Below are 14,270 nucleotides of genomic sequence, written 5' to 3'. Positions count from 1 at the left end.
CATTTTTATAATCCAACACGTAGGGTTAATGTAAATTGCTTAGGTATTGGCATTGCCACACCACCCGACCTAACAAACTCAGGATCCTGACCTTGTAATTTTGAATCGGCATATATTAAAAATGGATTTAAGGCTTGTAATCGTAATGATGCAGAACCAATACCTAACTTCTCAATGGTTTCTTTAGAGATATCATAGGTAAGAGAGATCTCTTTCATACGAATAAAACTACCATCAGCAATACGTGCATCAGAATAATTATAGGCATTGTAAGCCATATTTAAGTTTGGAATTTCTGCCACTTGACGACTAGAAGGTATTACTGGAATATTGGTAACACGCTCGTCTCCAGCTACCATCCATCTGTTCTTGAACTCCTTTGGAGAAGCATCTAAATCAGAATAGCTAGACGAGAAATATGGATCTAAGCGGATTACGTTACCAAACGAGTATGTTGCAAATACATTTAACTTAAAATTTTTATAGCTAAAGGTATTCCCTAAACCTCCTGTGGTTGTTGGATCAACAGGTCCCTCATAAATTAAATGATCTATGGCACTTGTTTCTTGAAAATTATGATCAGTTACGGTTGTCCCTCCATCGTGTGTTCTAAATGTTGGCAAACCATCTTCATTTAATCCTGCAAAAGGAATAGAAAAGATAGCGCGCACGGGATACCCCTCTACAGCAGTACCTGTACCAGATACTAAATCAATAATTCGAGGTGTATTTTCTAACTTGGTAATTTTGTTTTGTGCATACGAATAAGTGAAATTAGTTACCCACGAGAAATTATCTTTTTTAATGTTGGTGGTTGTTAAAGACATCTCGTAACCACTTGATTCCATATTGGCATAATTAGCAAGTTTGTTAACTTGTCCGCCAACACCTGAAGTTCTGATTAATCCGATTAAGTCAAAGTTATTTCGGATGTAGTAATCACCTGATAAGTTTATTCTATTCTTTAAAAAGCCCGCATCTAAACCAACATTAAACTCATGCTTCTTTTCCCAAGTTAGCTCGCTATTCTCAAGATCAACCAAAGTAATACTACTTTCTTTATCGGTTACAATTGGACGGAATGTGGTTTGATTTAAAAAGTAGGCTGCAGCATTACTTGCAGGACCACGTTCAGCAGTTAAACTATATGAAAGACGAGTAGTTAAATGACTCATTAAAGGACGCAGGTGCTTAAAAAAGCGTTCTTCGTGCACATTCCAAGCTGTGGCAACATTCCATGTAGGTAACCAACGCGAAGATCGGGACTTACCCATTTGGTTAGATCCCTCGTAACGACCCGTTAAGTTTAAAGAGTACTTTCCGCGATAAGCATATGTACTAGTGGCAAAAAAGGCGGTACTCCTATCATAATTATTAGTTTTTCTATAATAATCGTTATTCCCTTCAATTTGCTGTTTAAACAAATTTGGATCTAAAAAAGGAATTCCTCCTTGATCAAATTGATATCCCCATCCACGAAACCAAGAATTAGATCTATCTGATGCACGTACTTCACCACCACCAAATAAATTAACACTATGTATACCCGCTAATGTGTTATTATAATTTAATGTGGCACGTACATCAAATGCCGACATAGAGTACTCTTCAAAATCGTAGATACCTCCTACAGGAAGCACAACGATAGGAACTCCATTGGGATCATCTGGATCTCTGTATAAATACTTATTGCTACTGCTAACAAATTGATCGTCGTTAGCTCTATATGCATTGGCTTGATTTGATTTTTCGTTTATTTTATGCTCACGCTTTGTGGTAGAATAACGAAAAGAACCCAAAGCCTTTGCTTGCAATTTTGGGTTTATTTTATAATCTATTTCACCTTGAAACTTTAAATCAGCTACATTATATTCCATGTAGTTGTTTTCTAATTCGTGTAAAATATTGAAATCGGTATAATTTCTTCTAAAAAACTCTCGCTCGCCTGACTCAGCATTATACAAAGTCATCGCTCGCGATGTATTTAAAGCATAACTAAAAGGGTTGATATCAAAATCACGTGATACCTGACCTGCTACCACATCAACTGATTGAGATAAAGTACCCGGAGCTGTTTGCTTACGATAAGAATTTGTTGTTAAAAACGATAGAGTAAGTTTCTCATTTAAATCATAAGCCACATTCATATTACCAGTAAAACGCTGTACATCAGAAGCCGGTGTCCAACCCGGATCTCCAAAATAACTTAGAGATGCATAGGTACGTGCCTTTTCAGTACCACTAGAAATACTAACAGAATGCGTTTGCATTGGTGTGGCACTAAATAATTCGTTAAACCAATTGGTATTGGCCATTTCGTATTTTTTTAGAAACCCCATGCGACCCTCTGGTGTATTTTCTACCTTAAATTTTCCAGTATTAGGGTCGTAAGTATTAATTTGGTTATACATTTTATTGTAAACCCCACCACTTTGGGCCCTCGAAATAGAAGCATGATCTAACCACCCCTTTGCTTCAAGTTCACGATAAACTTCCATCTGATCCTGAGAGTTCATAATATTGAACTGAGAGTAAGTAGGTGTTAAGCGTGTTGTAAATTCACCCGAATAATTAATCGTAGTAATTCCTGCACTACCCCTTTTGGTGGTAATTACAATAACACCATTCATGGCACGCGCTCCATAAATAGAGGTTGCCGAACCATCCTTTAGAATTTGGAAACTTTCAATATCGTTGGCATTTAAACCCGCAATGGCTGAACTTATAAGTGTGGCTGGATCACCAGACGAGAGTTCGTCGGCACCTACGTTTACAACATCTTCGAGAATAACACCATCAACAACCCACAAAGGTTTTTGGTTACCATATATAGAAGATGCGCCTCGAACTCTAATTTTAGGAGCGGCACCAAAAGTACCCGATTGGTTTTGAACCGATACCCCTGCAGATCTACCCTCTAGCATTCTACTTGCATCTGGTGTACCATCTAGGCGGGCACTTGAAGCACTAACCTTATCTGTAGCTCCCGTAAAAAACCTTCGATCTACTTTATGCATACCGACAACAACCAACTCTTCTATCATTACTGATTCCTCTTTTAGGTCACAGTTAATAATTGCTGAAGTGGCAGGTATTTCTTGGATATCCATACCTATAAAAGAGAATTGCAAAATAGCGTCTTCTGTACTAACCTCAATAGAATAATCACCATCAAAACTTGTAACAGTACCATTAGACGTTCCTTTTTCAACAACTGCTACTCCTGGCATTAATTCGCCAGTTTTATCATCTTTTACAATACCGGTAATGGTTCTTTTTTTGCTTTGCTGGTTAAGCGATGTATTAACTGCAAGTCTTTTTAATACAATTACATTGTCAATCACTTCATATACCAAACCTGTATTAACCAAACAGTTGTCTAATATATCTTCTACACTAACTTCGTCAAAAGAAACCTCATCGATAACAATACCAACTACATCGGAGTGATCGTATACAAAAGTAAATTCACTTGTATTTCGAATTTCTTTAAATACTTCGGTTAAAAGTTTATCCTTGCCTTTTACACTAAGCATATAATTTTCGGAGTAAACACTAGCGCTTACGGAGACAGAGCACATAAACAATAGCAGCAAATGCACTACAAAAGCAGGTGTTGCCAATCGAAACTTTCTTTTATAAAAGTTTTTTTGTTTAAATAATAACATAAATTTGTATAAGGTTTACATTATAGTTCCCCGCTCGGGAACTATTGAATTAATTAAATGGGCAAGAGTTGTTGGCGCAACTTTTGCTTTATTTTTATTTCATTACAATTACTTTATTTCCTTCCACATCAAAATCAACCTTTTGTGTTGCAGCTAAAATGTGTAATACCTTTGATATATCTTCATATCTTTTCACCTCAATACTAAAACGTTTTGTTTTTAACATTGGCGAATCATAACTTACATCTACATTGTACCAACGTGCCAAACGTTCCATTATCTCAGAAAGTGGTTCAGCATCGGCATAGAAAACACCATCTTTCCATAAACTCATATTTCTGGCATTTACCTGATTAATTTCTATGGATTGATCTGTTCTATTAAAGACTACCTGATCATTTGGTTTCATAATTAAACCGTTGTTGGATTCGGTAGTTACCTTAACGCTTCCCTCTATTAATGTGGTAATTATATCTTGGTCCTCTTTATAAGCTTCTACATTAAACTCAGTACCTAAAACTTCTATACCAACACCATTGGCTGATATTTTAAATGGTTTATTTTTATCAGGATGAACATCAAAATACAATTCTCCGCTAATCCATACTTCTCTTGTATTACCTGCAAACTGAACCGGATATTTTATTTCTGAGTCAGAATTTAACCATACCTTTGTACCATCAGCTAAAACCAATTGATACTCTCCGCCACGAGGTACTTTAATCGTATTATAAATCGTTTTTTGAGCAATTTTATTAGATTGATCATATTTTATCAAACCTTTATCGTTGCTAATAAGTGTACCATCTGATTCACTGATAACGCCCTGCTCTATATCATCTAATTGAACCGACTGACCATTATCAAGAAGTAATATTGCTTTATTAGAAACTGGCTTAATTTCTTCTGATTTTACAATTGTTGTTTGCTTGGGCGTGCTATCCCACAATAAAAGAGATGCACCCAAAATAATGATGGCAGGTATTACTACTGCGGCAATCTTTTGAAAACTTAAACGAACTCTATTAAATGGAGAAGCACTGCTCTTTCGCAATACATTTTGTAATGCAGCGTTGGAATCGTATTTTTTTATTTCTTGCTGAAATACTTCCAAGCCATTTCCATTCAACAATTCCTTGTACGTATTATTATTGTTAGACTGCTTACGCCAATTGCCTATATACTGCATCTCATCTGCACTCAGCTCTTTCTCCTGAATACACTTTGTAATAATATCGGCTATTTTAAGTTGTTCTTTCATAAATCAACAATAGGTTTTTAGGCGCTTCTATAGTTAAGACATGCGTTTATAAAAAAGTGGGTACAAATAATTTCATTTTATCGTAAAAAAATGACTTTTAATTACAATCAAGAAGCACATTGAAGTCAGAAAGCCAATAAAATGACGGTTATCAGATAGAACTAGTGATTAATATCAGGGTATATAATTGAATAGTATAGCAAGCACATATGTAACATTACCCAAATGCTGCTTTAGCATCATTTTTGCTCTTTTACGCTGCGTTTTAACAGTTTCAACAGATAATTGAAGATCTTCTGCAATCTCTTTTGATGTAAGACCATCTAACACCAAACGAAATATTTTTTGCGTTTGAGGCGGTAGCTTTTTTAGCGCTTCATTTAATTGTCGGTAAACCTCTGTTCTAATAGCTGCATCAATATAGTTGTCTTCATTATCTATACCATCAGCATTATCAGCTTCGTATTTATCACGAACCAACATGTGCTTATTATAATTAATACATTGATTCTTTACCGATCGATACAAATAAGATCTTACATCATTAAGTTCTTCGTTATTGCGTATTTTATTTAATAACCTTAAGAATACATCTTGCACCAAATCTTCTGAAGCCTGATCATCAGACACAAACCGAACGGCATAACTCACCAAAGCCCCATAATATTTATGGAAAACATCCTCGTAAGTAGAACCTTCAAATATGCGCTTATGATTTATACTTTTCACCCTTCGGATTATTAATACAGATACAAGAATACAAAAAACTACTATTTCAATACAAAAACAATTAAATGGTGATTAATTAATTGAATGCTTAATAAATGACGAATAGTTGCTCTAGTGATTGCTATATAAAATAGTCGATATTAAAAGTATTAATCTTCTGGAACTGGAATATTTTTATAACCAATAATAAAATCCAATGCGAATCCTTTTTTCATCTTGGAGTGATGAAAGCTTGCGGTATGATTATGTTTTCTGTTTACAAGCATAAGGCTATATAAGCTTATTATAAAAAAAATAGCTCGTCAAATATAACTATTTAAATCAAATTGAAAATACTAAAAAAACATCTATTTTAATTACACCCCCTTAATTACACTACTTACACAAAATAATAGCTTCTTAAATATAAAATACCCCCTAAAAAAAACGAACAACAGATTACTTAACAATAATATAAATATAATTTATCAATTCATATTATTGTAATCCTACAAACCAACCCTATATTGATGGTCTGTAGTATTTCTAGAATATGCAGCTAACAACTGATCCTCCATTAATCCATCAGTAACTAAGCCTTTAAAACTTTCGATAATGGACTGCATATTTTCATTAGGTTCGAGTTGAGTTAGATCAATCATATAATTATCGAATAAATCATTACAATCTTTGAGCACATCAAAATTTAAATAACGTATATCAGAAAAAACACGATGATGATGCCCTTTAGATTTGATAATAAGAATAAGCTCCTTTTTCTCGTTCTTTACCCTTGCTTTTCTATTGCACGTTGGTAAGCACTGTTCGTTCATTTCGGTTAAACGGCAAGCACTGGCCTCATGTATTAAACACTGACGGCTAGTCATAAGCAATATGGGGTGATAAATACTGAATGATAGCTGAAAACCATCAGGCTTACGGACTTTTCGTAATTGCTGTCGATTCATTTCATTAGATAAGAATGCGCCTTTACAGCCATTCATTTCGCTAAGTGCCTTTAAGCTAAAAGAATTACTTAAGTTAAAATAAGGTCCGGCTATCCAATCAATACGCTGCTCCATTGCTATACTTGCAACACCTGAGTTATTTGTTACAAGCACATTGGGTTTTACCACTGATAAGAATTCTTTGGCTGCCGTAAAATCTTCTCCAATTAAAATGGATGGGAAATATGGGATTAGTTGATCATACTTTATAAATACATCGCATAAATTCTTTAGCCCACTTTTCATGGCACTTGGCATATCGAAATAATACACTACTCCCGGGATAGGAACAAAATTGCTGATATCATTAATTAAAACCGATAGTGTTTTATTTTCTTTTATAGCTTGATGCTTCTCAAGCTTAGGAAGTTCTATGTTAGGAAGTGTAGCCGCATTGTTTGTAAGCCTATTCAGTAAAAACTTTTTAAAGGCATTTATTTCTTTAAAAGGAATATATACCCCATTCTCTAACTCCGTATCATCAATTTCAGTAAGCTTGTATTCTGTTTCTTCAATACCTTTTAAGCGCCCACGAAGAAGCTGTTCTGATACAACTTCCTTACCCTCTTTCAATAATAAAGACGCACTCTTAAACTGAAATAAACCGTTAGATGTTTTACAAACAAACTGCAAATACTCCCCTACCTTCCCTAGTAGTTTTATGCTAATGGGTAATTTATCAAAAGAGAGACTACTAATCTCTTTTGCAATTTTATTTTTTGCCGCATCCTTATTATTGTAAAACCTAAGCTCGGCTTGTTCTACCTCACTTTTAGTAGCATCATGAAGTCCTTTATGTAAATGCTTAATTGAATAATCTCGCGGATTACTAATAAACATTTGCTCCCCCATTTTACCTGATAAAAAGCCTGTGGTAAAATCTCTATTAAAAACCTTGTACAAATTCTCCTCACCATTTTGTGAGCTTATTTTATGTGCCATACGTTTCCTGTAGGTATCTACAACAGTATAAACATAATCGGCTTTTTTAATACGGCCTTCAATTTTTAACGAATCGGCACCAGCATCTATCAACGCATCTATATGATGAATAGCTGCATTGTCTTTTAAATTAAATATATAAGATTGCGCATTACTATTTAATTGGTATTTACTCCGACAGGGCTGACTACACTTTCCTCTGTTACCTGAGTTTCCGCCATAAACAGAACTAAAATAACATGCACCCGAAAAAGAAATGCATTGAGAACCATGTACAAATATTTCAGTTAAAATGTTCTGCGAGTGTGCACTTTCGCACATCTCTTTTATTTCGGGTAAACTTAACTCACGGGATAAATTAACCCTACTTACTTTTAAGTTTTTCAGAAAACTGATTTGTCCCTCGTTATGTGTGGTTAATTGTGTTGATGCATGAATATCAAAATTTGGGAAGTATTTATTTAAGATATAAGCCAAACCAATGTCTTGAATAATTAATCCATCAATTGGCATGCGGTATAGCTTGTTTAATAGGATAAACAATGAAGGTAATTCCCCATCGAGCAATAATATATTAAGAGTGATAAAGACTTGACAATTATTTTGATGCGCTACTCTAAGGATACCATGTAAATCATCAATAGAAATATTGGCTGCTCTATTGCGGGCATTAAACTTATCTAGTCCACAATAAACAGCATCGGCACCAGCAAGTATTGCTGCTTTTATGGCATCTTTATCGCCACCTGGGGCTAACAACTCAACATTTCTCACGCACTTATCGTATTAATTCCGTGCAAAGAAACAACATTAGTTAGTATTAACCTTAACTCATAAGCTACAGAAGAAGAAAATACGTAAGGATAAGCCAATTATTTATCCTCTCCGGTTAATTTATTTTCCCATTTTTTGGCAATATCGTTAACAAAAGGAACAGAAATACCCACAATAAAACGCCACCTATTCCAATTAACTTTAGAATATTCATCAGGATCTACTATTGAACCACCATTTCCATCCGGAAAGTCGATTGGACGCTCCATCTTGTAGCTCGATGTAGCTAAAGTAGCCCCTAAGGTTATATCTGCTTTCTTTAAATTAAGTACTATACCACCACCAAAATGGTTAATATCTGAAGTAAACGTTGAAGCCTTAAGGTACATACTATTATCATCCAGGTTCTGATTTTCCTCGGTGGATGCTGAATAATCGGTTGAGTAACTTATATAGCCATTAACGCGTTCGCTGAACACAAAATTATAACCTATCCCGAAATTAGTAACAGATTCTAAGTGATCGTACAATACAGGCGTATAGCTCAAATTGTTACTTTGTCCAATAAACTCAGTGCCTTGCATTAAATTATATTGGTCTATGCTCGTATAATATTCGGCACTTGCCATAAGTGTACCACCAAATAACTTATAACCGAAACCAACAGCTACAGACATAGGGGTTTTAAAAGTACTTTGAACACCTTTCTGAAGATTTCGAACGTAAATTTCATCACTCCCAGGAATCGCTGAAAAGTATTGCTCGTATCTAAAACTTCCACTTCCTGACAAGCCCATGGTGGGCGTTGTAAAAGTAATGCCTATATCAAGTTTCTCATACTTTGCTGCACCTGCAATTTTAAACAACAATCCATAATTACTAAAGCTGTAGCTTTTACGGTTATAATAAGTAGCAACATCTTCATTATTGTAGGCCTGAAGTTGAGATGTGCTCTTAGATTCCTGATTACGTATGGTTACAAAACCTGTTACGCCAACACTATACCTTTTATTTTTACTATAAGACCAAGTTCCTCCTATCCACTCTTCGGTAAACTGTTTACTAATACCTAGCTCTCCACTAAAATATTCATCGCCAGGCAAGGGGTCAATTAAACTTCCGTAGGCATCAGACATCCCATTTAAGTTCATATTCATACGCCTACGCGTTAAAAAAGCATATGCAAAATTATGGTTATCCCATCCTTTGATAGAAAATGTACCGGCAACCAAACTTGGCGCTCCTCCAAAATCGCTACTATTTTGCGATGCCCCTGCATTATCTCCGGTTGCATTGGCAACATTGAGTTTATTCAGTTCATATACTTTACCACTAATTACAAAAGCGGCATTATCAATAAGAGCTAAACGTGCCGGGTTATAATAAACTGCTCCTAAATCTTCAACCACTCCTACTACAGAGTTACTAAGTAACATAGATTTTGTACCAAACTGCTCGGTCCAATAATGTGCATCTTGAGCAATGCCTAATTGAATAAGGAGAGATAGCGATAGAATTAATTGAATCTTTTTCATGATGTAGGGGTTTAAGCATTAACATAAATGATCAATAAGGGATTACTCATCAATTTAAAATATGATGTAATATATCGTTAGCTACTAGTAAACTTATTATTAATCAGTAGGAATAGCAAATACAATGATTAATAAAATTGGTGTAATTTTCGAGATAAATATATTTACTTCAAGACAAGTGTTTTAATTTCAAATGGGAACACAACAAATAAAAGGTATTTGGCATAAAGGCTTAGAGCTCACCCCATCCTTTAGTTCTTTCTATTAATGGTGTGATGAAAAATATAACAATCACCATCGTTATAGATTAATGTTTCGTATTAAAAGAGTTGTTATTACACAACTAGTTTAAAATACCCATCTCATTTTGCGGCTTACATAGTACTATATTTTGTAAGCGGCGCAAAAGGGAAGGCTACATAAAACTATAAAAACGCTTATGGCAAGAATTTGACCTATACATAGTACTGTATAGGCCATGGGGCAAGAATTTAGCCCATACATAATTCTATATATTGGCTTCTGCCTGAAATTAGGGCAATAAACAGTACTATATATGACTTCTGGCAAGAATTTGGCCCATATATAGAACTATATAATACCATCCCAAACACTACCTTACAATAAAAGGTAAGTTCAGTTACTGAAACATCATCAATACTTTAACTGATGTATCTTATTATTTAAGCCATTATAAATAAACAATTTGTTAGCTGCTACCTCGCCTACTTCAGAAGCAATTTTTATGACTTCCCAGCCCATATAACTGCCAATTACACCGGGTAAAGCCCCCATTACGCCTAGTACTTTTCCGCCATCGGCATTACTGTTTGGAAACAAATCGGCGTAGGCCATACTACCTTTGTAATTAAAAACGGTATACTGACCTTCGTACTCACCAATGGAGCCATGAACAAAAGGTAGTCCGAGTTCCTTGGTATACTTATCTATAAGGTAACGCGATTTAAAATTATCGGTGGCACCAACCACCATATCATACTTAGCAATAATGGCTTTCGCATTTTCCTCGCTCAAAAACTCGGTATATACCTCAAAGCTTACATCGCTATTTAACGCAGCCATTTTTTTCGCAGCCAATTCGGCTTTATATTGTCCAATCTCGGCTTCAGTATATAAAATTTGGCGTTGCAGGTTAGATAAGCTCACCACATCAGCATCAATAATACCAACATTTCCTATGCCTGCACCCACAATATATTGCAAAACGGGACAGCCTAATCCTCCGGCTCCTACCACCAATACTTTTGCTTTTAAAAGCTTTTCTTGAGCAGCTTCGCCAAAATTAGGCAGTAATATTTGTCTGTTATAGCGTTCTTTTTGTTGATCTGTAAGCATGGCGGTAATTGTTAATGGTAAATCCTGCCTGTTGGCAGACAGGTGTATATTGTTAATGATGAACTAAACAGTAAAACAAGCATCCCAATCTTTCCAAACAGCTTCGTAACCCTGAGCGATAATCATTTGAGACACCTCCGCTGATGAGCGTGAATCTGATACTTCAAATTGTTTCAGTTCTTTATCAGGATTGGCATAACCTCCTGGCTCAGTTTTACTGCCAGCACTCATGCTAGTAACGCCCAGTTTAACCATATTGTTTCTGAAAACCGGATTCTCGCGCGTACTTAACGAAATCTCTAATTCCTGATTAAATATACGATAGGCACAAATGAGTTGCACCAACTGTTTATCGTTAACAATACTATTGGGCTCAAAGCTTCCGGCATGTGGGCGCAATCGTGGAAACGAAATGCTGTACTTAGTTTTCCAATATTTTTGCTCTAGATAATTTAAATGTAGCGCAGTGAAAAAGGTATCGGTACGCCAATCTTCTAGTCCAAGCAAACATCCTACCCCAATTCTATGAATCTCTGCTTCTCCCAATCTATCAGGTGTTTCTAATCGATAATTAAAATCAGATTTTTTCCCTTTAGGATGATAAATAGGATAGCGTGTTTTATTATAGGTCTCTTGATAAATATAAACGGTATTCAGGCCTTTTTGCTGCATCCTCTCGTAATCGGGCACATCCATAGGCGCAATTTCAACCGAAATATTGGCAAAAGAATCGCGCAATAAATCAACCACCTCGCTAATATAATCAATACCACAGGCCTTCGGATGTTCTCCTGTTACCAAAAGAACATGCTCAAAGCCCATCTCTTTAATAATGGCGGCCTCTTGCAAAATCTCCTCTTTACTAAGGGTAACCCGGTTAATCTTATTTTTACAGTTAAATCCACAGTAAATACATCCGTTGGCACACTCGTTTGAGAGGTATAGCGGAATATACATTTGCATGGTTTTACCAAAACGCTTCAGCGTGAGCTGATGACTTTTTTGAGCCATCTGTTCTAAATATGGTTCGGCAGCAGGCGATATAAGCGCCTTAAAATCCTCCAGCGTAGGCGTTGCGCTTTGTAAAGCTCGCTCCACATCGCTTGAGGTTTTTTGTAGGATAGAGTTTTGTACTTCGTCCCAGTTATATTGTTGATGTACTTGTTTAAACGACATCTTTTTGGTTTTGAATAATTATTGGGGTTTCTCCCCAAACCCGACTTACTTTTTGTTCTTGATGACAAAAACTAAGGAAAAAACATCAAGGCTGCTATTTATGCGACTTTCTTATTTAATTCGAGTTCAAGTGCGGCCGGGTGATTTTCGAGCGAAGCTCTCAACTTCCCGGTCTTACTATAACTCTACTTAAAACAAAATCCTCATAAATAGAGGCCACTAAACCAAGGCGCCCTATTTTACATCTCGCCTTGAGATCGCTTCTTTCATCGCGATGACGCAATATTGTATGAAATAGCTGTTCATATTGAAGCTTACATTTCATTTAAAAAGCTAGTAAGCGGACTGCTGGCCTCTGCCTTAACACGCACTGCTCCTGGCCCTGAAAGGCGAGCCATTCGTCCGGCTTCAACGGCCATTTTAAAAGCACGTCCCATCTGAATTGGGTCATCTGCAACAGCAATAGCAGTGTTAACTAAAACCGCATCAGCGCCAAGCTCCATAGCTTCGGCAGCATGCGAAGGCACACCAATACCCGCATCAACAATTACGGGCACATTACTTTGTTCCACAATTATTTGGATGAACTCCCTTGTTTTAATGCCTTGGTTACTCCCTATTGGCGAACCTAATGGCATTACGGCTGCCGCTCCTACATCTTCAAGTTTTTTACATAAAACCGGATCGGCATGAATATAAGGCAACACCACAAAACCAAGTTTCGATAACTCGGCACAGGCCTTTAGTGTTTCTTCACCATCAGGCAATAAATATTTTGGATCGGGATGAATCTCAAGTTTAAGCCAGTTGGTTCCCAAAGCCTCGCGTGCTAATTGTGCTGCAAAAACGGCTTCCTTAGCATTGCGTACACCACTGGTATTTGGCAATAAATGCACACCCGGAATATTTAAATGCTGCAGCATATCATCTACTCCAGTTTTAACATCTACTCGCTTTAAAGCCACTGTTACCAGCTCCGACCCTGAAGCTGTAATAGTATCTTGCATGGTTTGATTTGATGCAAATTTACCCGAGCCTGTAAAAAGGCGCGATGTAAATGTTTTGTCTGCTATTGTAAGTTTATCCATCGTAATATTTTTTATAAGGCCTAACCTAATGCTTGTGCCAACCAATATTTATATCAGTACTTAAAATGAATTTTTCAACATAACTTTTCCCTTTCTTACAGGCTATTTCTAAGGAATTACCTAGTGCAACATTTGCAGCAATTGCCGCAGATAATACACAGCCTGTACCGTGCTTACTTGCCCCGACGAACGACTCCCCTTTAAAAACAAATTCAGAGCCTTCGCTATACAAAACATCAGTCCCAGGGTTTTGATGATGCCCGCCTTTTAACAGGTAGCTACAAGCATACTCGTCATTACTTAATAAGCCAATGGCATCAAACTCGGGCTGATTGGGTGTGATTAAATACAATTGATTTAAGAGTGATTGAATATCTTGCTTTTGTATTTGATGAAAGGGGAATCCTGAACTACTTTTTAATATGGGATCCCAAATAATTTTGGCATCCCTATTATGTTTTTTGATCAGTCTAACTATTTCATTCAAAACATCAATATTCTCTATCAAACCAATTTTTACACACTCAATATTGTAAGCATCAAATAGTACATTTATCTGTGCTTTAATCTGATCAACATCCACCCAAGTGACCGCCTTAAAGCTTGCATCATTCTGAATTGTGATGGCCGAAACCACTGACAATCCATAAACTCCGCACTGTTCAAAAGTTTTAATATCACTTGTTAATCCGGCTCCAGCCGATGGATCGTGTCCAGCAATACTTAGTACATATGTTATGTTATTTTTTTTCAAT

9 protein-coding genes are annotated in these 14,270 nt (G+C 36.2%); all 9 read right to left on the bottom strand.

From position 1 onward, the window contains the following. Nucleotides 1–5: 5 nt before the first annotated feature. Entirely contained in the window at nucleotides 6–3,536 is a 3,531-nt protein-coding gene (locus tag QMO11_RS11860; RefSeq protein WP_282037490.1) for a SusC/RagA family TonB-linked outer membrane protein, read from the bottom strand. Between the two features lie 226 nt (nucleotides 3,537–3,762). Continuing rightward, complete coding sequence (locus tag QMO11_RS11855) at nucleotides 3,763–4,929, bottom strand: FecR family protein (protein ID WP_282037489.1); 1,167 nt, start codon at nucleotides 4,927–4,929, stop codon at nucleotides 3,763–3,765. A 174-nt stretch (nucleotides 4,930–5,103) separates the two neighbouring features. Beyond that, the gene (locus QMO11_RS11850) at nucleotides 5,104–5,658 is read right to left on the bottom strand and encodes an RNA polymerase sigma factor (protein WP_075602687.1); all 555 of its coding nucleotides are present in this window, start codon (nucleotides 5,656–5,658) and stop codon (nucleotides 5,104–5,106) included. Between the two features lie 488 nt (nucleotides 5,659–6,146). Next, nucleotides 6,147–8,360: a peptidase U32 family protein gene (locus QMO11_RS11845; RefSeq protein ID WP_282037488.1), complete on the bottom strand. Its 2,214-nt coding sequence runs from the start codon at nucleotides 8,358–8,360 to the stop codon at nucleotides 6,147–6,149. A gap of 98 nt (nucleotides 8,361–8,458) precedes the next feature. After that, nucleotides 8,459–9,895: an immunoglobulin domain-containing protein gene (locus QMO11_RS11840; RefSeq protein ID WP_282037487.1), complete on the bottom strand. Its 1,437-nt coding sequence runs from the start codon at nucleotides 9,893–9,895 to the stop codon at nucleotides 8,459–8,461. 654 nt (nucleotides 9,896–10,549) lie between these two features. Beyond that, on the bottom strand, nucleotides 10,550–11,251 hold the full coding sequence (locus QMO11_RS11835) for a HesA/MoeB/ThiF family protein (protein WP_282037486.1): 702 nt from the start codon (nucleotides 11,249–11,251) through the stop codon (nucleotides 10,550–10,552). 63 nt (nucleotides 11,252–11,314) lie between these two features. After that, the gene (thiH, locus tag QMO11_RS11830; RefSeq protein ID WP_282037485.1) at nucleotides 11,315–12,427 is read right to left on the bottom strand and encodes a 2-iminoacetate synthase ThiH; all 1,113 of its coding nucleotides are present in this window, start codon (nucleotides 12,425–12,427) and stop codon (nucleotides 11,315–11,317) included. 314 nt (nucleotides 12,428–12,741) lie between these two features. Continuing rightward, nucleotides 12,742–13,515 carry a thiazole synthase gene (gene thiG / locus QMO11_RS11825; RefSeq protein ID WP_282037484.1) on the bottom strand — a complete coding sequence of 258 codons (774 nt, stop codon included), beginning with the start codon at nucleotides 13,513–13,515 and terminating at the stop codon, nucleotides 12,742–12,744. 25 nt (nucleotides 13,516–13,540) lie between these two features. Next, nucleotides 13,541–14,269: a hydroxymethylpyrimidine/phosphomethylpyrimidine kinase gene (locus QMO11_RS11820; RefSeq protein WP_282037483.1), complete on the bottom strand. Its 729-nt coding sequence runs from the start codon at nucleotides 14,267–14,269 to the stop codon at nucleotides 13,541–13,543. Nucleotide 14,270: the final 1 nt, after the last annotated feature.

Source organism: Saccharicrinis aurantiacus (genome assembly GCF_947489045.1).
In the GTDB taxonomy this organism is placed as follows: Bacteria; Bacteroidota; Bacteroidia; order Bacteroidales; family Marinilabiliaceae; genus Saccharicrinis; species Saccharicrinis aurantiacus.
This window is presented reverse-complemented; position numbering and strand designations above follow the sequence as displayed.